At 37.0% G+C, this 24,411-nt stretch carries 17 protein-coding genes; 14 read left to right on the top strand and 3 right to left on the bottom strand.

What is annotated here, in order from left to right; all coding sequences use genetic code 11:
- Positions 1-39 precede the first annotated feature (39 nt).
- Positions 40-2,187, bottom strand: coding sequence for an ATP-binding response regulator (locus DKG80_RS08110; protein ID WP_109830810.1), 2,148 nt, complete (start codon positions 2,185-2,187; stop codon positions 40-42).
- Between the two features lie 230 nt (positions 2,188-2,417).
- Here DKG80_RS08110 and DKG80_RS08105 point away from each other — a divergent pair, with 230 nt between their 5' ends.
- Positions 2,418-3,266, top strand: coding sequence for a hypothetical protein (locus tag DKG80_RS08105; protein ID WP_109830809.1), 849 nt, complete (start codon positions 2,418-2,420; stop codon positions 3,264-3,266).
- 302 nt (positions 3,267-3,568) lie between these two features.
- Entirely contained in the window at positions 3,569-5,521 is a 1,953-nt protein-coding gene (locus tag DKG80_RS08100) for a cadherin domain-containing protein (protein ID WP_109830808.1), read from the top strand.
- 187 nt (positions 5,522-5,708) lie between these two features.
- On the opposite strand, the gene DKG80_RS08095 is transcribed toward DKG80_RS08100, so the two are convergent.
- Positions 5,709-7,847, bottom strand: coding sequence for a response regulator (locus tag DKG80_RS08095; RefSeq protein ID WP_109830807.1), 2,139 nt, complete (start codon positions 7,845-7,847; stop codon positions 5,709-5,711).
- A gap of 408 nt (positions 7,848-8,255) precedes the next feature.
- Here DKG80_RS08095 and DKG80_RS08090 point away from each other — a divergent pair, with 408 nt between their 5' ends.
- From DKG80_RS08090 to DKG80_RS08050, 9 genes are all read left to right on the top strand, one after another.
- The gene (locus DKG80_RS08090; protein WP_162555760.1) at positions 8,256-9,152 is read left to right on the top strand and encodes a hypothetical protein; all 897 of its coding nucleotides are present in this window, start codon (positions 8,256-8,258) and stop codon (positions 9,150-9,152) included.
- Positions 9,149-10,153 carry a S41 family peptidase gene (locus tag DKG80_RS08085; RefSeq protein WP_109830805.1) on the top strand — a complete coding sequence of 335 codons (1,005 nt, stop codon included), beginning with the start codon at positions 9,149-9,151 and terminating at the stop codon, positions 10,151-10,153. The genes DKG80_RS08090 and DKG80_RS08085 overlap by 4 nt, the downstream gene beginning before the upstream one ends.
- Positions 10,154-10,840: 687 nt before the next feature.
- A complete protein-coding gene (locus DKG80_RS08080) occupies positions 10,841-15,346 on the top strand; it encodes a putative Ig domain-containing protein (RefSeq protein WP_109830804.1) in 4,506 nt (1,501 codons plus the stop codon).
- A 228-nt stretch (positions 15,347-15,574) separates the two neighbouring features.
- Entirely contained in the window at positions 15,575-16,303 is a 729-nt protein-coding gene (locus DKG80_RS08075) for a carbon-nitrogen hydrolase family protein (protein ID WP_109830803.1), read from the top strand.
- 890 nt (positions 16,304-17,193) lie between these two features.
- Entirely contained in the window at positions 17,194-18,006 is an 813-nt protein-coding gene (locus tag DKG80_RS08070; RefSeq protein ID WP_162555759.1) for a helix-turn-helix domain-containing protein, read from the top strand.
- Positions 18,007-18,095: 89 nt separating this feature from the next.
- Positions 18,096-18,287, top strand: coding sequence for a hypothetical protein (locus tag DKG80_RS08065; protein ID WP_109830801.1), 192 nt, complete (start codon positions 18,096-18,098; stop codon positions 18,285-18,287).
- Positions 18,288-18,324: 37 nt separating this feature from the next.
- A complete protein-coding gene (locus tag DKG80_RS08060) occupies positions 18,325-18,933 on the top strand; it encodes a protein rhiA (RefSeq protein WP_109830800.1) in 609 nt (202 codons plus the stop codon).
- Positions 18,934-19,058: 125 nt separating this feature from the next.
- Positions 19,059-20,054 (top strand): hypothetical protein, encoded by a 996-nt coding sequence (locus tag DKG80_RS08055; protein ID WP_109830799.1) that lies wholly within the window; start codon positions 19,059-19,061, stop codon positions 20,052-20,054.
- Positions 20,055-20,107: 53 nt separating this feature from the next.
- The gene (locus DKG80_RS08050; protein ID WP_109830798.1) at positions 20,108-20,944 is read left to right on the top strand and encodes an HNH endonuclease signature motif containing protein; all 837 of its coding nucleotides are present in this window, start codon (positions 20,108-20,110) and stop codon (positions 20,942-20,944) included.
- 582 nt (positions 20,945-21,526) lie between these two features.
- Here DKG80_RS08050 and DKG80_RS08045 read toward each other — a convergent pair.
- Entirely contained in the window at positions 21,527-22,084 is a 558-nt protein-coding gene (locus tag DKG80_RS08045) for a hypothetical protein (RefSeq protein WP_162555758.1), read from the bottom strand.
- 161 nt (positions 22,085-22,245) lie between these two features.
- Here DKG80_RS08045 and DKG80_RS08040 point away from each other — a divergent pair, with 161 nt between their 5' ends.
- The 3 genes from DKG80_RS08040 (at position 22,246) to DKG80_RS08030 (ending at position 24,355) form a co-directional block, all read left to right on the top strand.
- Entirely contained in the window at positions 22,246-23,127 is an 882-nt protein-coding gene (locus DKG80_RS08040; RefSeq protein WP_221409071.1) for a hypothetical protein, read from the top strand.
- 67 nt (positions 23,128-23,194) lie between these two features.
- Entirely contained in the window at positions 23,195-23,710 is a 516-nt protein-coding gene (locus DKG80_RS08035) for a DUF350 domain-containing protein (RefSeq protein WP_109830795.1), read from the top strand.
- Positions 23,711-23,713: 3 nt separating this feature from the next.
- On the top strand, positions 23,714-24,355 hold the full coding sequence (locus DKG80_RS08030; RefSeq protein WP_109830794.1) for an NUDIX hydrolase: 642 nt from the start codon (positions 23,714-23,716) through the stop codon (positions 24,353-24,355).
- Positions 24,356-24,411: the final 56 nt, after the last annotated feature.

Raw genomic sequence — 24,411 nt, 5'->3', positions numbered from 1 at the left:
TAATTAGTTTCTAATACCTGAAAGCTAGATAATTTAGTTCTATAAGGTTATCGCTTCATCCACATGGTTCTCATTAGGTTTGACGCCAAATCGCTCTTCATACAATCTTGAGAAATAATCAGGTTTGTTATAGCCTACAGCATTTGATAGCTCCTTTAAGGTTTTGTATTTACCAGTTTCGATATACTTCCGAGCCACTCTTAATCTTACTTCTTTGATGAAATTATTGGTACTTAAACCAGTTTCAGATTTAATAAGTCTAGAGAGGGTACTTTGTGACATGTAAAAGTTGTTTACTAGATCACTTATTTTTAAAGGCTTATTGAGGTTCTCCTCTATGAATAGCCTTATTTTAAGAAGGGTGTCATCCTCTTGATTTAGTAAATTATTCTCGTCTTCTATTACCTCTTGTCTTGATGCATTTTGATTCAAAATGTTTTTAACTCTGATGGATAACTCTTGCATGCTGAAAGGCTTATGTATATAGTCATTTATACCAGCGTTAAGAAGTTCCAATTTAGCTTGAGGCTCGGTTCGAGCAGTCAGTACAATTACTGGGACATTTATTTGTCTTTTTTTCAATTCCATGACTAGTTGATAGCCGTCCATTTTAGGCATCATGAAATCCGTAATCACCAAATCGATAGACTCTTTCATCAGTATTTCCAGAGCTTCTAATCCATGATTAGCTTCATAGCATCGATAGGATTTAAACGTTCCTTTTATCAATTGCCTCATTTCAACATTGTCTTCTACAATCAATAAATTATACAATGATGGATCAAGTAATTTCAAATTAGGCTTATGGTGAAGAGTGCTGACCGTTGAATTATTTGTTTTGTATACTGAAATAGGAAGTTTAATAAAGAAAGAACTTCCTGAATTCAATTCGCTTTCAACATCAATACTACCTTGGTGTAAGCCAATAATCTCTTTAGTGAAAGAAAGACCAATTCCACTTCCTCCAGTTTTGTTAATAGGATTGTCTTTGACTTGAAAGAAACGTTCAAATACTTGACTTATTTGTTCTCTAGGAATACCGATACCCTGATCTCTAATTTCTATGATCAATTGGGAATTATTGAAAGATAAGGTAATGAATACACTACCTGTGGGTTGAGTGTATTTAAGAGCATTATTCAGGATATTATTGATGGCTCTCTCTAGATAGAGCTCATCTGCATCAATATACAGCTCATTTGTATGATTAATGAATTTAAGCTTGACACCTTTGTTTTCAAATGGAACTTTAAAACTTTGATATATCCTAGTAATGAACGGAGTCAAAGCAATTCTTTTTAGATCCATATCGAGGGACTGAGTGTCTAGCTTTGATAAATCAATTACTCCATCTACTATGGTTTTTATCTTGTCACATTGCTCTTTGATAGACTTAGTAGATCCGTTCAGTATAGGGTTCATATTATCACCAAGGACGTTATGAATCCGTTCATTGTGCCCAGTGATTAGTGTGAGAGGAGTTCGTATTTCATGAGATAGGTTTACAAAAAAATGGGATTTGAATTCATTTAACTCCTCAAGTTCTTTTTGTTGCTGTTGGAGAATGATTTTATCATTTAGAACCTTGTCACGTTCCAGTCTTAAAAGCCTCTCGTTTTGGTTGTTCAATTTTTTCAAGTAAAAAACTATCATGAAAACAACTACGAATAAGAAAGTCAGTAATGGTGGAGAGAAAATAAGACCCTTATCTTGATAGTTGTCAAAAAGTAAAAAGGAGGCATGAAATGCAGTCAAAGACAGTACCATTAGTATCCAACTGTAAAAGTTTTTGTCAAAGAACAACAGACCAAGGCATGGAACGATTAAAAAGAAGAACTCAACAAAACTCTCGTTCACGAGGAAACAAGAAAGTAGGAAAAAATTGAAAATGGTATAGGTCAATAGACTAAATACAGCCAGATTAAACTTGCCTATATGGTTGAGCCACTGACAGATCATTACAAATAGGAACCCAGAAGAGTTGATTAGTATGATGTTTAATTGGGGCTCTTCCTTGATGAGTGTCAAGATGATATTCATGAGAAATGAATGATACCAGACAATACAAAAAATATTGAAATGGGTGTTTTTCTTGATTTGAGTATCATCAAGATTTTCATTCATACCTAGCTGTATAAGCTTACTGTATGGGTTGAGTTTAGATAGTCTTTTAAAGGATTTGTTCATGGTTAAAGATTTACCATTCGCTATTCAAATGGTCATTGATACAAGAGAGTTGATTTGCTGGGCTAAAGTCTAACAGAAAAAAGCATTGCCTTGCTGCAAATGAAATATTCAGAAAGTGAAATATGGGTGTAAAAGAGTCAAAATTGGGGGCTGTGACCAGTTTGTGGTAGTTTTTGACGATTTTGTGGAATGCCTTCAATCTACTTTAGCTTCAAAAAATTATATCAATTATGAAAATAATTAATCAAGCTAAAACATGGTTTTGCAAGGTAGGAATGGCGGCCTTATTTCTTTTTCTTGTTTCTTGTAATGGAGATGAAAGTGAGGAAGTATTGAAAGAAGATGAACAGACAGAAGAGACATCAGATGACGGTAATGAGAATGACGATAACTCTGATGGAAGTAATACAGGTGGTACGGGTAATAACGATTCGGGAGATAGTAATAATGATAGTTCGGACAATGGTGGTGGCAGCTCAAATACTAATGATGAGCCAACAGCAGCTGATTTAAAAATCACTTTTGGAAATATGGGTGATCCTTTTGCTACTACTATTAATTGGGTCAAACCGGAAAACTTTGAAGTAAAAGGTTATAGAATAATTACAGAAGTTGAAACTATAGAAATAGAGAGTAATGTATTATCGTATGACTTTAAGTCAAGTGAGTTGTTTTTAGGAAATAACGAGATAGAGTTCTTTGCTATCTCTACGGATGATAAGGAAGTCAAGGATGAGGTCACTCATGACTTTTCTATTACGACTCCTCCACGAGACATCACGGCAAATTCAGTATTTCTAGGTAGGATAAATGAGGCAATTAGGTATGAAATTACTACCAACATACAGACAGGTATTAACGCATACAAGATCACTCTGAACGATGAGGTGATAAGTTCTAATCTGGTTAAAACAGGAACAATTCCTGAAGAGAACTTAAAGAGCGGTAAAAACAATATCAAAGTTCAGTTTATTCAAAATACACCTATAGGAGAAGTATCTACTTATACTGAAATCATTGATTTTTCTGTAAGAGAATCTGATTCTAAAGACTCACAACCTCGATTTTCTATTCAATAGAAGAATTGAGTAGAGAAGTTAAGCTTATTGTTTACAACTATCTTTTGGTTATGGCTTTATAGTCGTAACCAAAAGTATAGCATCTTTAAAATCCATTAAAGATTACACCGCAACATCCTTTCAATCAATGGATCAAACTAAGGTTTTGATTTACAGCTGAGTATGATCTGATATTATTTCTGCGAAACACCTAATGAAATCCTTTGAACTACGGTATGGGATACTATCGAAATTCTATGTAATCCCGATCTAAGGTTCGGTAATTAACTCTATGGGCTATCACCCAATTATTAAAAAACATCATGAAAATATTAAAAAGCACTTTACTAATAGTAATTCTTGTATTGTCATTTTCTTGTGCTGAAGATGGAGAGGTTGAAAACGAAATTCAACAACCTCAAAATCAGTTACCAACTATAGTAGCACAATCTTTTAATGTCTCTGAAGCAGCTTCTGACACAGATCTATTTGGGAAGGTAGAAGCTTCAGATTTAGATGACGAAGATGTACTCACATTTAGTATCATTACAAATGACAAAGACTTGTTTGAAATCACCTCGTCAGGTGAGCTGAGCCTTGCTCCTGGTAAGAGTCTTGATGCGACAGCAACGTCTTCTCATCTCATTACTGTAGAAGCGACAGATGGTAAGGATAAAGCTTCGGCTGATATTACTATTAATGTAATCAGTGTCAATAAAAATAAAGCTCCTGAAGTAGTAGATCAAAGTTTCACGATAGCAGAAAATAATTCAATTGATGCTGTAGTGGGGCAAATTGTAGCTACCGACTCTGATGGAGACGTACTCACTTTTAGTTGGCCTGGTGATCCTGATGGTCGAGACATAATTGTGGATGAGGATGGTACAATCAAAGCTTTGGCTCAGTTGGATTATGAATCAGTGGAGAGTTATTCTATTGCCTTATCAGTAAGTGATGGCACGTTGACTAGTATGGCGAATATTACTGTTACAGTAACGGATGTCAATGAAGCGCCTAAATTCGATTCATCACCATTTGTATTTACAGCGGCCGAAGATATTGCTTCTGGCACTGTGGTAGGAAATGTAACAGCCACTGATCCAGAGGGAGGTAATTTAACATTCAGTTTAGTACCATCAGAAAGTGAAAATAAGTTTAGAGTAGCATCTGACGGTACAATTAGTTTACATGAAGTGAAAACACTCGATTATGAAACCGCTACAGTTCATACAGTCAAAGTAAAAGTGACTGATGGAGAGTTGAGTGAGACAACTGATATCACTATCAATGTGACAGATGTGGTAGAAATTAATACCATAGTCAACACTTTTGCAGGAGCACCTTCATTAACAATATTTAATGACCCTAGAGGTATTGTCATGGACGTTGCAGGTAACCTCTATGTGTCTGATTATAACAACCATCGTATTGTAAAAGTCTATCCAAACAAAGTCACTTCAATTCTTGCAGGAGTCAGAACATCCGTAGGTCATGTCGATGATACTGGTAATAGAGCTAGATTTTGGAATCCTGCTGGATTGACTATTGATCCTTCTGGTAACATTTATGTTTGTGATCAGGGAAGTCATACTATTAGAAAGGTTACACCATCCGGGGTAGTCACCACAGTTGCAGGTTCTCCCACCGTTGCAGGTTTTACGAACGGAACAGGTAGTGCAGCAACTTTCAACCAACCAGCTGGAATAACTATAGATGCTTCAGGCAATCTTTACGTTGCTGATCAAGGGAATAATGCTATTAGAAAAATAACTCCAAGTGGGGTAGTTACTACTTTGGCAGGAAAAGGATCGAGAGGCAGCGAAGATGGTGTTGGAGTCTTGGCATCATTTGATCTTCCTTCTGATATTGCGATCAATTCATCTGGTGATTTATTCGTTGTAGATCACGGGAGTAGTCTTATTCGAAAGGTCACACCATTAGGAGAAACTTCAACATTCGCAGGATCGGTCAGAGGGTTTACAAATGGTACAGGATCACTTGCTCGTTTTGCTGGTCCTATGGGTATCATAATAGACTCAAGCGACAATCTCTATGTTTCTGAAAAAGATAACAGTGTCATAAGAAAAATTACACCTGACGCAAAAGTGACTGTTTTTGCAGGCCATACAGCTAAAGGTTATGTAAATGGTGGTGGTTCTTTAGCTAGGTTTCGACATCCAGAAGGAATGGTATTTGATACAAATGGAAACTTGTTTGTAGCGGATAGAGAAAACAATTCTATCAGAAAGATATGGATTGCTAGTAATCTTTTGTAGCTCTTCAAATAAGACTTTCTTATCTGTCACTTATATCAAGCATAGATTAGAAAGAAAAAAAGAGGTTGTTAAAGTCTAAAAAACGTCATGATTGACAGAGCGAAATATACCATGTGGTATTTGAAAAAAACTTCGCCATCGCTCTGAAAGATGAATTTTCTACGACTTAGCAACCTCTTTTTTTAATCTATAATAGGTCACTAGGTTTTGTTCCAAACCTATCCTCATAAAGTTTTGAGAAGTAGTCAGTTTTAGAGTACCCGATAGAATTAGACAGTTCTTTGATAGTTTGAAACCTGTTTTCCTCAATATATTTTTTCGCTAGTCTGAGCTTAATCTCTCTTATAAAATGATTTGTACTGAGCCCTGTTTCTGCTTTGACCAATCTTGATAATGTACTCTTTGACATGTAAAGATGGTCCGCTATATCATTAACATTGATAGTTTGATTCGCGTTTTCTTCAATATATGATTTTAACTTATTCAAAGGATTGTCATTTTTATCAGAGCTATTAGATTTATCGATTTTCAAGTCCTCTGACAGAATATTTTTTACCCTAATGGAAAGTTCATTCGAACTAAAAGGTTTGTGGATGTAATCATTTACTCCCAATCCTAGTAACTCAAGCTTAGTAGTAGGTTCTGTTCTAGCAGTTAGAATAATCACAGGTACTTTAGGGTGATTTTTTTTGATTTGAATAACCAAGTCATACCCGTCCATTTTAGGCATCATATAATCCGTAATAACCAAATCGATCGATCGATTCGCTAGTATTTCTAAAGCTTCAACGCCATTATTCGCTTCCGATACTTTGTATTGCTTCAAAAGATCGACAATGAACTTTCTCATCTCTCTATTGTCCTCTACGACTAATATGTGATGAGAGGAGTTATTAAGGTTATCAATAGCATGATGAGTATCTTCGTTATTATTGTTGTGATTAACGTTTTCTTGGTAGGATGCTTCCTCTAAAGTAGGCAGACTGATTATAAAAGAAGATCCTTCATTTAACTTGCTTTTGACAGTAATATTCCCTTCGTGTAGTGATATGATTTCTTTTGAGAAAGCCAAACCTATACCACTACCTCCAGTTTGATTTACCAGATTGTCTTTGACCTGATAAAAACGTTCAAACACCTTGTCGACTTCATCTTCTGGAATACCCATTCCTTCATCATTCACTTCAATGTATGCTGTGTCATGTTCTATTTTCAATAGGATGACGACATTTTGACCTGCTTCAGTGTATTTCAAAGCATTGTTCAAAATATTATTAAAAGCCCTCTCTAGATACAAAGCATCAGCTTGAATGAATAAATCAGGAGCTTCATCTATCAAAGCCAAGCCAACCTGCTTATTGTCATAAGGAAGTTTGAATGCCTTGTAAATACGTCGAATAAAAGTATTTAGCTGGATGATTTTAAGGTCTAATGAGAGCGCTTTTAGATCTAGTTTGGATAAGTCTACCACACTATCCACGATGGACTTGATCTTCTGACATTGATTATCAATAGCCTGATTGGCATAGAGTATCTTTTTATTAGAAGTCTTTTCCAGTATATCACTTATACTTTCATTATAGCCACTTATCAAGGTCAGAGGAGTTCTTATTTCATGTGATATATTGACAAAAAAGTGTGATTTAAATTCATGTAGCTTTTCCAATTCATCTTTTTGAGCTGTAATGATTTTTGCATTGCGAATAGCTTCATTTCTCTGAGTAGTAAGAAGCTCCTCATTACGGTCATTCAATTGTTTGAAATAATAGACTAGTACAAAAACAAAATAGAACAAGGCTATTTTTATAGTAGGGTCGTTAGTGATGACTTGAATCTCAGCCATACGGTTGCTTTCTATTTCTGAAGTTCCATACTCAGCTAGTAAGTTAGGAGCATAAAAGAGGGCAAAAGATATAATAAGAAACAGGTAGTTGACTTTTTTGTTATTGAAGAATACCAATGAAGCCGGGGCGATTATTATCATGAAAAACTCTATTCCCTTACCAGGCTCCAAAATGAAGCTGAACATCGATAGGGAAAAGAAAAGATTGGTGAAAAATATAAAGTGACCTATCTGATATTTACGGACTTTATTGAGAAGGACTGTTAGACCTAAGCACAAGAAAATCACTGTATGGGTGATGATATTGTTTTGAAAACCAGATAAGCTCAATTCGCCAATCAGCATGCCAATAGTATCTATCGTCATCCAAAGAATTGTAAAAGCACCCCAAATAAGACAAATAGTATTAATCAATCTTATTTTTTTCTGCTCAGAAGAAGGGAGAAGAGGGTGTGCACCAACACCAATTATCTGTTGAATCATATACAAGTATAAAGGCTTTTTTAGTCGTATAGAATTAGCTTTTTATGATTAATTATTCCTTCCTTTTTATCATTCTTTCTTACAAAATATCTAATCATAGATGGTCCAAGTAATGGTTCTTTAGACTACTGCCATTGACTCTGATAAGACAACCGTCATTTTTTTATTCAATGTTTATCATAGTATTAATTTGCAGTCAAACACCTCCGAAACTTATATATTTTGATTTGAATAAATGTTTTGAATTAATGAGCTCCTCTATTTTTATGAAGTCATCTATTGATTGAACTAATTAACAACATACCTATGAAGACAAAACATTTTAAAAACATTTGTTCAAGGAGAAATACCAATCACTTTTAACAATCAACTATCAAAAGAAAGACTATCAATAACTGTCTATTCATTATGACGAAGTACAAACTCAAAATAGTATTAGCAACAATTTTTTGTATGCAGCTATTTCATTCGACTCAGGCTCAAGAAATACCTGAAGAAACGTCGCTCTCCAAAAAAGAAATAAGGCGGCAAATCCCGTCGTATATTAATCTACAGTTCGGTTTGGGGGTGTCTTATTTTAGAGATTTTGCCACCTCTCCCTTATTTTATTCTGGGCTAACCAGTCATACGGCCGTCTCTCGATACAAGGAAAATCAGGATCTGTTTAAAAATTATGGTTTTTCATTTTCAAGTGGAGCATATTACAACGTATACAATGATCATGAGGCTGTCAGTCTTGTAAGGTCCATGAGCTTGTATTACGAATATCTTAGATCTATCAATCGATGGTTACCTAGTTCAAATATTGATTGGAAAGTAGGAGGGACTATCAATGTAACTAGCAACCTTCGAATCAACGAATCATTACTCAATAATGGAGTTGGGTTTGAAATGATACCTACACTTTTTGCTTCATTTAGAGGGACTAAAGACATCAGTCGAAAAAAGGAAGTAGAGAAAAAGATTTGGTTTTTAAAAATCAAAAAAAGACCCAAAACAAGAAGTTTGACAGGTCAGTTCAATATTGGATTAGTCAATAGTCAGTATCGAAACGGATTTGCATATGCAGACCAGTCAGCATTGCTCAATGATCCGAAAATTTTTGGAGGCTATGAGTTTAAAGTGTTTTCAGGAATTAGGGCAATGGGGAGTTTCCAATACACACGTTATTTAAAAAATCACAATGCCATTCGATATTCTTACACATGGGAAGCCTATCGTACAGGAGATAGAGATCCTTTAGAGATGGTTCACCATGTACTAAAAATGACTTTACTATTTAATACTAACAATAAAGGACGATGAAGAAGATAACCTTACTATTATGTAGTTTCATATTGTTGATAGCGTGTGAAAGCTATTTCTTGGAGCCAGATTTAGCTTCTACAGATCCAATGACCAATTTTGAGTATTTGTGGAATGAATGCAATGAAAAGTACTCCTATTTTGAGCTGAAAGGAGTTGATTGGGATGAGGTGAAAGTTCGATATTCAGCGCAAATTTCAGAGGATATTTCAGAAGATTCTTTGTTCAATATTTTAGCTAAAATGTTGATAGAGTTAAAAGATGATCATACCAACTTGGTATCAAATTTTAACGTCTCCAGATTTGACATTACAAGAGAAACATCGGATAATTTTGATTTTAGAATTGTTGAGGACAATTATTTGCCTCGCAACTATTATCGTTCAGGGCCCTTTGCACATGACTTTATTGATGATGGTACTATTGGATACATTAGATTTCCAGAATTTACAGGAACTGTCGATACAAAAAATCTTGATTTTGCACTAGACAGATACAAAGACACTCGAGGACTAGTATTGGATATAAGAGAGAATGGTGGAGGTGCAGTGACAGATGTTTTTTCTTTAATTAGTCGCTTTATATCTGAAAAGACCCTGACTAATTATTCTAGAATTAAATCAGGACCTGGGAGGAATGACTTTTCCAGTGCTGAGCCAGTTTATGTAAGTCCAAATGATGGTGTTCGATATGAGAAAAAAGTAGTACTACTGACAGATAGAGGGACTTATAGTGCAGGGTCATTCACTTCATTGGCTATGAAGGCCATACCTAGCATAATACAAATTGGTGATACCACTGGTGGAGGCCTTGGCTTGCCAAACGGTGGTCAACTGCCCAATGGATGGATTTATAGATTCTCGATTTCTCAGGCTTTAACCCTTGATTTGAAACCTGATTATGAAAATGGTGTCCCTCCTGATATTGCTGTTGCTTTGAATAGAACAGATATTACTAGGGATGAAATATTAGATCGTGCAATTGAAGAATTGAAGAAATAATAATTACAATCATAAGTTCAATCAGCACTTGACCCTATTACTATTTAGTTGATTGTAATGTAATTAGAGCATTATTTTAAAGATTCCTAATTTAAAGAAAGGGTACCAGTCAATGAATTATTGGCTAGTACCCTTTTTCTTTTTTATAGAAAACAAATGATCTAGGGTTCTATTAGAATCTCAATAGATTTTATTTAGTGTATAAAAAGGGTTCAAGTTTTATCTCAAGAACCTAGTAGTATCATTTAGTATTTATGACTTGATACAGTTATAGGTGTTTTTTCTCTTAAAGAAAATGGTTACCAGTACAAAATAGGTTTTGTTAGGCTGATCGAAACACTGTCTCTATTCAACTTTCTATTTCTTTCATGAAGTAGTTCTGAACTACTAATCAGAATGTCTACAATCAACTAATAATATCTCAAAACAGAATTGGGGGGGAATTGAGTCAAATCAAGAGCCTGTGACAGAATCGTGGAGCTTTTTGACGATTTTTTGAATCCCTCCAGAGATACTTTAGCACCTCAAATGAAAGCATGAATTAGACTTTGATAGTGACCAATTGAAGATCATGAATTGGATAATTCAAGTTTTAAAAAGTACCTAAAACTTGGTTATGACTCTTTATTAATTAAACCTGATAAACCCGAAGAGAATTAATCACAAATCATAATTATTAAAACAACAATGAAAAAACTATTTACCTATCTGATGTTGCTATGGCTGGTAGCTGATGCAAAAGCAGCCTCGCACAAGACTTTCTATGACTGGGGAGGAATGATATTTACCAATCAGGATATGGCAGTTAATCGTGTCGACTCTGATGATTATGGAAACACGTATGTTTCCATGACTCTTAGAGGAAATGCCGATTTTGATTTCGGGGCTGGAAAAGATGAGGTCAATTATGGAACCACAGCAGCTGGTGCTTTAGTAAAATACAATGCCAACGGTGAACTGATCTGGAAAAAGACATTTCATGGATCGGGAACTAATAAAGCATATGAAGTAACTGTTACACCCAATGGAGATGTTTTGGTGTCAGGAAACTATGTTCATGAGCTCAAAATAGATGGTATTACTGAGATGACAGGAATAACTACTACTACCAAAAATGGTTTTGTGCTGAAGTTTAATTCGACTGGTACGCTCCTTGAAAGTATGAATTATACCAACTCAGGAAACAGCTATGTTTTAGGAACTGAAGTAGATGATCAAAACAACATTTATGTAACAGGTTATTCCGATGGGTTTCTTGATCTTGATCCCGGCCCAAATGTATTGAATTCACAAGGATATCCAGGTATACAGAATTCATTCACAGCAAAGTATGATGCCAGTTTTGCAGCTCAATGGGCTGTCGCGGCAAGAGGTCCGGTAGTCGTGAAGAGTCAATCAGTAACGGTCGGCCCCAACGAAGTTTTTGTTGGAGGATATATTGAACGTGCTGGCCCTTCCAGCCCTATTACAATCACTAAGGTCAATGGGGTGGCATCCAATAATATAGTTACTACTCCAGCCCTCAGAGCATCTGATGGATATATCATAATAATAGATAAGCAAACAGGAACTCCTAAAGGGTTTCATAGAGTAGTTGCCTTAGGCCCAGCTGCCAATAATAGAATGCGCATTTTTGATATAGATTATTCGGATATAGACAATTCAGTTGTAGTTGCAGCAGATTATTCAGGAAATATATCCACGAATGGTAAAATCATTACAGGGAATTCTTCAGATGATAAAAGAAGGGGTATTATCATGAAGTTTTCTCCTAATTCAACAGGAACAGCTTTCAATTTTACATGGTCTCGAATATTATTTAATTTGTCACAGCCATACTATCCGATGGTAATATCTGATGTTGATATAGATCCTTTAACAGGTCAAATCGCCACAGCGGCTGATAGTCGAACAGGGTTAGGAACTATAAGACATAATGGTACAACGCAAGGACCATCGTCTACCATTAGTACTCAAATTGATGCAGGAAATAATGATGGGTTTGCGATAGTCTTCAACAAAGATGGGGATTTGGTTAGACATCTATTTATAGGAGGTGATTTTGGGAGATCTACTTGCGTCGACTATAATAAACGTGTGTTAACTGTTGGTGGATTCTATAAAGGTACCTTTGACTTGGACGTGACTTCTTCAGGAGTCGATCAGTACAATGGCGGATATGCAAATTCAATTGGACTTTCTCAATACTCCATTTTATTGAAAGGAGACTTGCAAAACGCCTACGTAGATCATACAGCTACAGGAAATGACAACGGTACGTCTTGGAGTGACGCCTTTACAGACCTTAGCAAGGCACTCTATACAGCTTCTGATTCTGTTTTTGTAGCAAGGGGGACGTATGAAGGTGGTTTTGATATTGAAAGCAATATTGGTGTTTTTGGAGGGTTTGATGGAAGTGAGACTTCTTTTAGACAAAGAGACTTGGATGCCAACTTGACTATACTCAGTGGCGATGGGAGATATGAGAATGTATTGAAGGTTACTAAACCCAGTGTAATATTAGATGGGTTAATTATTGAAAAAGGTACACAACCATTAAATGCCAGTACCTCTAGTGATGAAAGTAAAGGAGCAGGTATCTTATACAAAGTAGATGATTCAGGCGGAGATTTTAAGATTAAGAATTGTAAAATACGTGACAATTTTGGGCACTCAGTCGGTGCTGGAATATTCATGGGGGCAGGAGGGAATTTTACCCAAAATATCCTTATTGAGAATTGCCATATTCATGACAATTCGTCAAGAGGAGGACCTTCCTATTGGTTACAGTCAAGCGATGCATCCATTGTTAATTTTGATTTCGTCAACAATCTCGTTGATCATAACTCTACAGAGGATAAACCCAATACAAAAGGTTTCACCGCTTCAGCAGGAGGAGTGATATTAGCCTATAATACAAGTAATGTGACTGCAACATTCATCAACTCTGTTTTTGCTGATAATAAGAATAATGGATCCAATGTAATATCTGGAGATGCTTTGATTTGTACTGGTGAGCGAAGTACATTCGGACATAGTCCTCAAGTGAATGTAGCATGCTATAACAACATATTTTATGGCAATGACTCTAAGGAAAGTTTAGGCTTCTGGGAAAGTGGAACCTTTACTCGAATGACAAATTTGACTATGCGTAGGAATTTTTCTGAAGATATTCCCGATAATACCTATGCACTAGGGACAGCTAATATCTCTTTTCATTCTACAAATATTGATCCTCTATTTATAGACCCTACCAATCGAGACTATTCTGTGCAAACTACCAGTACAGTGATCGACCAAGGTGATATTACAGGAATATCCAGTAAGATACCAGGAGGAGATTTAGCAGGTAATCAGCGTATAGCTGGCGGGGTAATAGATATAGGCGCTTACGAGAGTTTCTCTTCCCCAGTGGTAAATATAGCCCCGGTATTAGCCTCGATTGGTAGTAAAGTAATCATGGAAACTAATCTGTTGACTTTTACTCCTATAGCTACAGATGCCAACGTGGGAGATATACTCTACTATAGTTTAGATGCTGCCTCTATCGCTCAGGGTATGACCATAAACTCAATTACAGGAGTTTATAGCTGGACTCCCAACAATAGTCAAAGTGGTACCTACAATGTGACCATAAGTGTGAGCGACGGAGCCTTATCAGATAGTGAGACTTTCTTGATTACAGTAACAGATCTACCAGAACCACCAGTATTGGCACCTCTTACAGATAAGACTGTATTAGAAGCTGACAATTTATCCTTTACAGCATCAGCCACAGACCCTAATGGAGGTAGTTTGACCTATAGTTTAGACGCAGCCTCTATAGCCTTGGGTATGACAATCAATAGCAATACAGGAGCCTTTCTGTGGACACCAACCACAAGTCAATCAGGAGTCTATTCAGTAACAATAACAGTGAGCGATGGCGCTTTGACAGATAGTGAGACGTTTGACATTACCGTCATAGACCTTCCCGAAGCTCCAGTATTAGCAACTATTGGTAGTAAGACTGTGATAGAAACCAATGCGTTGATATTTACAGCTACAGCAGCTGACCCCAATGTTGGCGATATTTTGACTTATAGTTTAGATGCAGCCTCTATCGCACAAGGGATGACTATAAACTCAAGTACGGGAGTGTATAGTTGGACACCTAGTATTAGTCAAAGTGGTAGCTATAATGTAACAGTGAGCGTAACTGATGGAACTTTCATAGATAGCGAAACTTTCTTGATCACAGTAGTTGATTTTCCCGAACCACCAGTATTGGCAGCTATTACAGATAAAACCATTTTAGAAGGTAACACTTTGCTTCTTATTGCATCAGCTACAGATCCGAATGGAGGTAGTTTAACCTATAGTTTAGACGCGGCCTCTATTGCCTTAGGTATGACTATCAATAGTAATATAGGACTTATCCAATGGACACCAACTACTAGTCAATCGGGAGTTTATCTGGTGACAATTACTGTGAGTGATGGAGCTTTGACAGACAGCAAGACTTTTAATATCACAGTTACAGATTTACCAGAAGCACCGATATTAGCCGCGATTGGAGACCAAGTAGTAAGATCCAATCGCACACTTACATTTACAGCTACAGCAACTGATCCCAATATTGGAGATAATTTGACCTATAGCTTAGATGCTATTTCGATAGCCTATGGGATGAGTATCAATGCCAACTCAGGATTCTTCAGCTGGACCCCACATCATACTTACATAGGTACTTTCAATGTAACAGTGACAGTGAGTGACGGAGCTTTGACAGATAGTGAGACTTTCTTGGTACGAATCGGAGATTCTGCTAGACCTTCTGATCTTTCTCCAATATCGAATATGACAATAAGTGGAGGTAGAGAACTATCATTTTCTACAACAAACCCTATCGTAGGAGGCGACTTGACAGACACTTTAGATAAGGCTTCTACAAAGCAAGGTATAGCCATTGATGAAGAACAAACAGATATCCTATTATTGTCCAATCCCGTCATAGGAGACTGGATGAAAGTATCATCTAGTGAGAGTGACAAAAGGAACTATTGGATATTGGATCTCTCAGGACAAGTGTTGCAAACAGGTATGATATCCTCTACTCTAGAGTCAATCCCGGTATCAAGTTTGTCATCAGGTATATATGTTTTCAAGGTATCAGGAAAGACTCCATATACAGTCAAATTCGTCAAGAAATAATCTTTGAGATAGAAAATGCTGATTAAAAGCCTCGTCAATTCAATCCACAACAACATGTCGAGTTGATCAATCCTTATACATATAAAGGACGATGAGGTAAACCACAGGAGATTTCTTCTGTGGTTTTTTTGTTTACACAATTAAGGCGTTTGTGATTGTATATTTTGTCTCTATTTTAGGAAGCAAATCACTCGATGTGTTTATAACTAGTTATTAGATTTTGATATTATGATCATTTGCGTTGCTCAAACAAAGCCCATTTTAAACGATCGAACTAAGAATCTTGAAGATCACAAAGTTTGGATTAAATCAGCAGCGGAAGAAGGCGCAGATTGTATAGTTTTTTCAGAGCTGTCAATGACAGGATATGAACCTAAACTAGCCGATAAAGAAGCTGTAAGTGGTGAATTATTAGAAATCAAAGAATTACAAAGTCTTAGTGATCAATATAATATCACAATTTGTGCAGGTATTCCTGTAAGAGTATTTGGAGGAATTACTATAAGTATGGTCATATTCCAACCAAATAAGGAACAAGTCATATACTCAAAACAATATCTTCATGAAGATGAAGAACCATACTTCATAGAAGGAACAGAGCAAGTAGGAATAGAAGTAAGTGGTATATTCTTAACCCCTGCTATATGCTATGAATCGATGAAGGAGAAGCATCTAGAAGCATGTTTGAGTCTGGGGGCTAAGATTTATATGGCAAGTGTTGCCAAACATCGAGATGCTACAGAGAGGGCCTATAAATATTACCCAGAAGTAGCTAAGAAGTATAAAATTCCAATTATGATGTCTAACTGTGTAGGGCGCTACGACGGTATGGACTGCTGTGGTCAATCAGCCGTATGGGATGAAGAGGGCAAGCTTATTCTAGCTTTGAATGAAGTAGAAATAGGACTTCTGATGTATGACTACAATACAAAAAAAGCATCTAAGAAAACTATATGAGATATTGCTACTTGAATGCAGTTAAAAATCTTTGAACAGGATTTCAATTTAGCTCCTCCATTAAGATTGGTTAGTGAAAAAATTGTCAGTACTAGACTCCATTGCAGCGCACATTCATTTTTAAGCCGTTATGTACGGCTTGATTTTTTCTATTAATGTGTTGCTAGGTCTAACACCGACAACCCAATCATTATTAAGCTACCTACTCTCTACCACTTTAGAGTATTTTGATCAGGTTTTGGCAGAAGCCCTACACCATAATTTTAACTACTGCCAAGTGAGAAAATAGTCACTATTTTCTCAACCCCCTTGATCGTAAATAGCTTTGAAAACCATAGTTCAAAATTGAGAAACCAACTATAGTTAGGATTGTATTCTATTGACTTAGATATTGTGTTTTGTAGCGGAATCATTTGATTGGGGGGGCAAGAAATCCAAATTTTATAGAAATCTGTTTAGTTATTCTGAGCTTGCTTAGATAAGAACTTAAATGGCCTCATAGTTGTACTATGTGATACTATAGTCATTAGCAGAGACATTCATTTCACTACTAAATATAATCGCCCTTCCAGATGATATCACCGAGCACGCATACTACTAATAATTCATGGATCTCAATTTTAAAAAACAATCTTGACATAATATTTAAGCAGGGTTCAACTATACCTACATATAGCATGACAACAACTCTGTTGTCTGCTACTTTTTAGTTCGGCAGTATTACAAGATAGTCACATATACAAATAGCAATGACAACGCTTACTAGCTACAATTTTTAAGGCTAGCTGGAGAAGAGATTTAAATCTAAAATCTCGCGACCACCATAGTATGTGTGTACTGAAAGTATAATCAGGGCATTAGCTAAGGGAGTCGCTCTATACCCAGAGCACATGCCATCCAACCAGAACTATGAATTGGTTTCCCTGATAGAGGAAGCTGAAGTATGTTTCTTAGATGAAATATACGCTATTATTAAAGACAGAACCTCAGATCCGTATTTTGGGGTAGAACAACTAGCGGAATGTATGAAGTTGAGCCGCTCTCAACTCTCCCGAAAGTTCATTGAACTTGATGGAGTTTCCCCTGGCAAAAGAATTCGTCAATTAAAACTACATAATGCATCTCAACGCTTATCCGTTAGTAGTGACCCAGTCAAAAAGGTAGCAATATCATGTGGTTTTTTAAGCTACAATAGCTTTTGGCGAGCATTTTATCAGGAGTTTCATTGCAGCCCTACCAATTATAGAGCCCTCAGACTACAGAATAAAGTCAGAAGCGGATTTATTTGGTCTATAGAAGTTTTAGTAGATGATAATGAAGAATTTAGACTATTTGTACATCAGAGAGCTTGGCTTCATAAACTATTTGCATTGCTAATCAACGCTGTTGATAAAGAGGCTATTGCACTTGAAGTTATTTCCAAAGAACTTTATATGAGTCCTTCGCAAGTAATAAGAAAGTTAAAAGCTGCATTAGCGATTACTCCCATGAAACTTCAACAACAGTTACGATTGTTATATGCGGCTGATCAGTTAATGCACTCTCCCTATTCGATTGCACAAATTGCCATTAGGGCAGGTTTTTTTGATCAAGCACATTTCTGTCACGCATTTAAACAGTTATTTGGTAATAGTCCCTCAGATTATAAAAAAAAGGGAAGCAAACTAGACTATCTGTCAGTATTACATGGATTATTAATATAACCTTATTTTCAATCTTTCAAGGTTTTTAATAATCACCCGTCATCTGTTTTCTATTAGAAATTGGAGGCTTTAAAACCCAAAAAACTGCTATGCAACAAAGTGTAATTCATTGGTCAATAGGATACAATTTTCGAGGGAGGAAATACAAGAATTTTGAAATGTCTTTAAACGATGCGCATCCAGCTGAAGTCGATAGGCAGCAGCTAATGAAGATAGTGGAGCAGAACTCACTTAAATCAACGCTCTTTTCTGTAGGAGAAAATACAGGAGGCGACCCCTGAAAAGCCTTATGAGTAGGGAATAATAAACTTAATAATCATGGAGTATACATTAAACTTCAAAAACAACTCTTCACAAAGAGGGAATGCTTGTGTTTTTCAAACCGACCCCAATTTGGGAGTGCATGATGTTCTGTCATTAGCATGGTTCGCAAAGTCAGCACTGCCAACGACTATGGTAAAATTCAATTGGGATGTTAATTACAACTTCACATGGTCAAGACAAGGAGTCCTAATACCAGGTGTGAAGTATGAAGCTGCGCAGATTTGGGATGCCGATCTTTCCAATAACAATGCGGTAGATTTCCTTAAAGATACCTCTCTAGATGCCTACACTTTTGATAACCAAACTGCTGGTCCAGAGGATGGTAGCTTGTATGTCTATCAAAAGAGAACTGTAACCCCAAATCAGACTTCTGTAGGAATAGGTATGTCAGGCAGTGGTACATTTGTAGTTAGTTCTCAGCCTAACATGCAACTACAATTCACGCCACACCCTAAGTACTGGATAGTGTTTGGTTCTTTCGAGCAGGGTGAAGTTTTGGATATAGAGAAGGTTACTTCTACAGCTCAGGAAATCGCCTTTCCTGTCAATCAATATACGATGAACGTTGTTCTTAATTCGGACAATACTTGGTCTGTTCATTGAAATAACAGCTGCTAAAGTTTGTGGATTATAACAATGTGTAGTGCTCGGAGCTAATCCGGGCACTATCATAACCTCAGGTTATGTATCAGAATACACTATCTACACAACATTTTAAGACAAATACAATGAAAGAAAACGATATCACTGCGGAGGCGTTGTTATTCGCCATTCGACAGAAAAACTTAGTCTATAATTATAATTTTCTGTACTTCAGCAATAGGGGAGTAGCTTCTTCTCCAGCAGAGTATGGGCATCCAGATGGGTGGGTTTACTCAGGGAATGGTCAAATTGGTCTTAATCAGGAAAACAATTCCTGCAGGATAGAGACTAGTACAGAAAAGACTAAGCTCTCACAGGAAATCAATGAATTTCCTAGATGGGAGGAAACTTTAAAAGGGCAAACTGTTACAGCCCAAGCTCATTTAAAGCTAGAGTCTGAGACTATCATATCACTGTCTCTCTCTGATGGGGTTATTACTCAATCGCATTTAGCGCAGACTACAGGAGAGTGTATTCTAGTGACGCAGATTGAGGTGAGTTCAGACGCTGAAGAACTAACACTGTCAATAGAAACGAGTACTGAAAATGTAGTGATAGATATTCTATGTGCATACGCCAATATAGGTACGGTGGCAGTTGACACGAATCCTTGTATAGTAGAAGGATTCATAGGAGAGCGAAAGCAGTACCTCTCAACAGAAACGCCGCCTGCAGAAGAATTATCACTTTGCGAATCATCTGAGGAGCTAGCAGTAGGATATTCTCGTCTCGATTCCGTATTGAATGGCCGGTTTGGTTACGGTGACAATAAAAGATCCTATCTACCCGACATGCGAGGATATTTTAGTCGATCATGGGACAACGGCTCTGGAACAGACCCTGACGCTTATAATAGAACCAATTGGGGAAAATCAAAAGTAACAGGAGATAACGTCGGAACTGAAGAGCTCGACCAATTCAAAGAACATCATCATAGCATAGGTTTTTCACTATCTGCTAAGGCCATCGGAGATACAGCTATGGACTTGGTGACTAAAGGAGATACTTCTACTGGATCAACGGGAGGAAAGGAAACTAGACCCAAAAATATAGCCGAACTCTATACCATAAAGTGGGCTTGATTCTAACTAATCTATTGTTAAACCAACTTTTAAAACTTATAAATATTGAAATCATGAAAAACATAATTGGACCATTAATATTAATCACGATTCTCACCAGATTCGGTCAATCACAGCCACCATTAGGATATTATGATAGGACTATAGGCAAAACAGGCTATGAGCTAAAAACTTCACTGTACGACATTATAAACAAGCACAAAAAATTGAAATACAATGATCTTTGGACTGCATTTGAAAAGACAGATACAAGAAAAGATACCATCATCGACATGTATACTCTTCCACCTCTTAATACTGTAGCTAATCCGTTTTATTACAAATACCAAATAGATCAATGTGGAGAAAATAAAAATAGTAAATGTTATAACAGGGAACACTCTTTTCCAGCTAGCTGGTTTGGTAATAAGAAAAACTCTCCTATGTACACTGACCTGTTTCATATATACCCTACTGATGTTAAAATAAATAATTTGCGAGGAAATGTCCCTTATGATCAAGTAACTGAGCAAAACCCTCCGTTATCTCAAAATGGTAGTAAAAAAGGCTATGCATCTACGAATAAAATATTAGGTAGTGATATTGTCGTATTCGAGCCAATAGATAAGTATAAAGGTGACTTTGCCAGAACATATTTTTATATGGCTACTTGTTATCAGGATAAAATAGCAGGCTGGGCTAATAATGGAGAAGCCAAATATGTCTTGGCAGGAAATGATTCTACCTCTTTTCAAGATTGGTATGTAGATCTACTATTGGATTGGCATAAGGGTGATCCGGTAAGCGAAAAGGAAACCAAAAGGAATAATGCTGTATATCTAATACAAAACAACAGAAACCCTTTTATCGATTCCGCTCAATTCGTAACTCGTATTTGGGGAACGGATTGATTCTTACCAGTCTGAAATAGTTACGATGTCTTAGAAAGTCATTGTTTTATCAAATAGTAACCAACAACATCATAACCAGTAGACTATTTCCTTTACAGATAAAGGACGATGAGGTAAACCACAGGAGATTTGTTCTGTGGTTTTTTTGGATCAATGAGATACAATTATGTGTTTAGATATGTTTAAACGTAGGCAATGAGGGGGGCTATTCAGTAAAGTGTGTCATGTTTTAATTATTATCTAATGTAAAACCTGTCAACTTATTCATGGCGCCTCAAGAACAGTGAGAACTTGACTCAGAAAGGCTATTTATTGATTGAGAACCTATAAGTATCGACTAAGGACTGCTAGAAAATGGCTGAGTACTGCTGATAAATGAATAAGGACGTCTAAGAAATCATTCAGTACCACTAAAAAATGACTGAGAACGGTTCTAAATTCACTCAAGACGAATGTAAAATAAAATAGTACTACTCGGAAATGACTCAGAACCAATAAAAAATGAGATAGAACCAATTAAATGTTGTTAATCACTGGTTCTTAGTGAGGTTTTTCAGGGGTTATTTATCCGAAGTGTGGAAATTAAGACTCCCTACCGATCAACTGAATCAAACCTACCAAATGACTCCAAAGCACTGCTGGAACCACCACGGCAGGTAACCAAATGAACGGCGTATAAAAAACCGCTAGCATAGGCTGGTCAAAGGAAAATAGTTGAAAAGGTGTCGGTGCGGACAGAAGAGCATGAAAGACTACATTGATCAAAAGACCCAAGGCAGCTAGATTCCAAATAATCGCCCCGATACGGTTTTGGCGCTTGATCCCGACAAAGAATATAGCAATGAATGGAGCAGATACACCAGATAAGATATCATAGTTGATCCCTTCGAAAGTCACCAGAAAAGGAACCATACCCCGAAGCGCCAGCCACCAAAGTACCATCTCGATAGGTACACGGATGATATGCAGATACGTGAGGATCGTAATCGGAATGCGCATCATATAGCCCCTAGTTCGTTGGATCAGTAGTAAGACGACAATAGCAAAAACTGGTGGGGTAATAACGAAAATCGCTCTAGGAGGCATCGCCTCAAAGGCTCTGTAAAAACCAGAATCGGCTAAGAAGTAAGTGATTCCCATCCATACTAAGATACATCCAAGAGTAATAGAGGAAGCGAGATGCGACCTTTTCGATTCGGTAGCTCTGACAGCATAGTACACGAATAGAACCGTAGCAACTGTCGTCACCACAAAAACCAAACTAATATACGCGGGCAATTCGTCCATTGGGATTTAAAGGCTTGTCTTCTAAGATAAAGAATATTGCTCTAAGTTTGTCCCAAACGCTATATATACACTTGAAAACCAAGCACTACATATACATCATATTCGTATTGCTATTCGCATACAATGCCTACCATAGTCTGAAAAGTTCTTACACTACTGATGTATATGAAGAATACTGTATGGAAGAAAGTATAGTCGATGAAGACCAAGACGTCTATCATCGTCGTGACTGGGTATCCAATGCCAAAGGATATTGCGAAGGCTATTGGTCATACCAATCCATCAACGCCAAGTCTCAAAAAGTAAAGGAAGAAATAGAATATCCATATCAAACCGCAATGGAAGATTTTTGGGGAGAGATCTATGAGCAGCTGGTGACCAGAGATCAATGGATGGTAGACTCATTGGCCAACCTATTCGAAGAAACTTTCAATAGGAAAGAATTGAGTAGAGTAGAAGCTGCTGAATTGATCGTGAACTTCGTACAAGACATCGAATATACTTTTGTCAGTACAGAGATTTGTACCGATTACGAACTGAGAGAGTACAGAGGAAGGTGCATAGGGGAACAAAAGTTTGGCATTTTGGCGCCGTCAGAGTTCATGCATACACTGAAAGGAGACTGTGATACCCGAAGTGTGCTACTATATGCATTGTTGAAGAAATTTGATTATCTACCGATTATTGTAGTCAGTAGAGAATACGCACACGCTATGATAGCCATAGATCTACCCGTGACAGGAGACCATATTCGATATCAAGGGATTGAATACTATTTTTGGGAGACTACTGCTACCGGTTGGTCAGTAGGAATGCTGCCACCGTCCATGAATGTATTGGATTATTGGAAAGTAGCCTTACCACCATTTACCCTTAAAACATCCGAACTGTTATGATCAAGTGTGAAGACAAAAGTTTCAAAATCTCCGTTTCGAGTGAATATGTAATTGAAAATACAAATAGATGAACAGTAGTTTAGCAATATTAGGATTGGTTGAGATTATTTCTGCGCTGAGTATTGGTGTAGTGATACTAGCAATGACCTATAAACTGGTCAAGCTCATAGGCCAGCGGTTTTATCACATACAAGAACAAGAAAATCTCGCATACAGTATCTATACCGCAGCCATACTGTACAGCGTAGGATATTTGGTCAGTGGAGTGATTCAGCCATTGATGTCCTCCTATAGACTATCAAGTGCAGACGGTTCAGCCTTTGAAGTGATCTCACGTCATCTAGGGTATGGATTTGTGTTTATCGCTATAGCCTATGTCTTTGCACTGGTTATTGGACTATTGAGTACCATTTTGTATTCCAAGATTACCCCTATCAAGGAGTTCGAAGAGATTATAAAAAACAATATTGGCGTATCTATAGTAGTGAGTGTCATTATTATTACGCTTACGCTAATGACTAGAAGCGGAGTAGAATTATTAATAGAATCGGTGATACCTTACCCACAATTGCCACCTAGATAGAATATGGAAAAAGAAGCATTCGTAGAAGGGTTGATAGAGGTGTTAGATGGAATTTTACCAGGAGAATCTGCTCACATGGAAATGGACCCCATTCGTCCAGAACAAAGATCGGAAATGAGCCTTGGCAAAATTCCTAAGCAAAGCGCCGTATTGATCTTATGGCATTATCACCAAGATAAATGGCAGTTTCCCTTGATTCAGCGCCCTGTTTACAACGGGACGCACAGTGGACAGATAGCTTTACCAGGTGGCAAGCAAGAACTTGAAGAGACATTTCAAGAGACCGCACTTCGAGAGACTCATGAAGAAATAGGTGTGACACCAGATGCTATCGAAGTAATCGGGCAGCTTTCGGATATATACATTCCCCCTAGCAACTTCAATATCAAGCCAATAATAGGAATTACAGAAGGCAAACCACTCTACCAACCAGACCAGAGAGAAGTCGTCGATGTATTTGATATCAATGAAATTGATTTGATTGACGATAAGAATCGTAAATTCGCACCAGTCAAAGTCTCTCAAAATATGAAGATCCAAGCCCCATGTTTTGATTTTGACGGTCGAATTGTTTGGGGAGCTACAGCCATGATATTAAGTGAAATGGCAGCTGTGATTAAAGAGATGACAAACAGCCAACCCTGAAACCAGAATTAAGTACCTAAGAATTGATTGGTTGAGAATAGTGAATTCAATATAGC

Origin of the sequence: Reichenbachiella versicolor (assembly GCF_003171675.1) — a bacterium.
In the GTDB taxonomy this organism is placed as follows: domain Bacteria; phylum Bacteroidota; class Bacteroidia; order Cytophagales; family Cyclobacteriaceae; genus Reichenbachiella; species Reichenbachiella versicolor.
The sequence above is the reverse complement of the archived record's forward strand: the minus strand, read 5'-3'. Positions and strand labels throughout refer to the sequence as shown.

Bases quoted from the DNA above. Each gene is read 5' to 3' on its own strand.
- DKG80_RS08110 (WP_109830810.1), bottom strand. From the start codon at position 2,187: ATGAACAAATCCTTTAAAAGACTATCTAAACTCAACCCATACAGTAAG.
- DKG80_RS08105 (WP_109830809.1), top strand. From the start codon at position 2,418: ATGAAAATAATTAATCAAGCTAAAACATGGTTTTGCAAGGTAGGAATG.
- DKG80_RS08100 (WP_109830808.1), top strand. From the start codon at position 3,569: ATGAAAATATTAAAAAGCACTTTACTAATAGTAATTCTTGTATTGTCA.
- DKG80_RS08095 (WP_109830807.1), bottom strand. From the start codon at position 7,847: ATGATTCAACAGATAATTGGTGTTGGTGCACACCCTCTTCTCCCTTCT.
- DKG80_RS08090 (WP_162555760.1), top strand. From the start codon at position 8,256: ATGACGAAGTACAAACTCAAAATAGTATTAGCAACAATTTTTTGTATG.
- DKG80_RS08085 (WP_109830805.1), top strand. From the start codon at position 9,149: ATGAAGAAGATAACCTTACTATTATGTAGTTTCATATTGTTGATAGCG.
- DKG80_RS08080 (WP_109830804.1), top strand. From the start codon at position 10,841: ATGAAAAAACTATTTACCTATCTGATGTTGCTATGGCTGGTAGCTGAT.
- DKG80_RS08075 (WP_109830803.1), top strand. From the start codon at position 15,575: ATGATCATTTGCGTTGCTCAAACAAAGCCCATTTTAAACGATCGAACT.
- DKG80_RS08070 (WP_162555759.1), top strand. From the start codon at position 17,194: ATGCCATCCAACCAGAACTATGAATTGGTTTCCCTGATAGAGGAAGCT.
- DKG80_RS08065 (WP_109830801.1), top strand. From the start codon at position 18,096: ATGCAACAAAGTGTAATTCATTGGTCAATAGGATACAATTTTCGAGGG.
- DKG80_RS08060 (WP_109830800.1), top strand. From the start codon at position 18,325: ATGGAGTATACATTAAACTTCAAAAACAACTCTTCACAAAGAGGGAAT.
- DKG80_RS08055 (WP_109830799.1), top strand. From the start codon at position 19,059: ATGAAAGAAAACGATATCACTGCGGAGGCGTTGTTATTCGCCATTCGA.
- DKG80_RS08050 (WP_109830798.1), top strand. From the start codon at position 20,108: ATGAAAAACATAATTGGACCATTAATATTAATCACGATTCTCACCAGA.
- DKG80_RS08045 (WP_162555758.1), bottom strand. From the start codon at position 22,084: ATGGGAATCACTTACTTCTTAGCCGATTCTGGTTTTTACAGAGCCTTT.
- DKG80_RS08035 (WP_109830795.1), top strand. From the start codon at position 23,195: ATGAACAGTAGTTTAGCAATATTAGGATTGGTTGAGATTATTTCTGCG.
- DKG80_RS08030 (WP_109830794.1), top strand. From the start codon at position 23,714: ATGGAAAAAGAAGCATTCGTAGAAGGGTTGATAGAGGTGTTAGATGGA.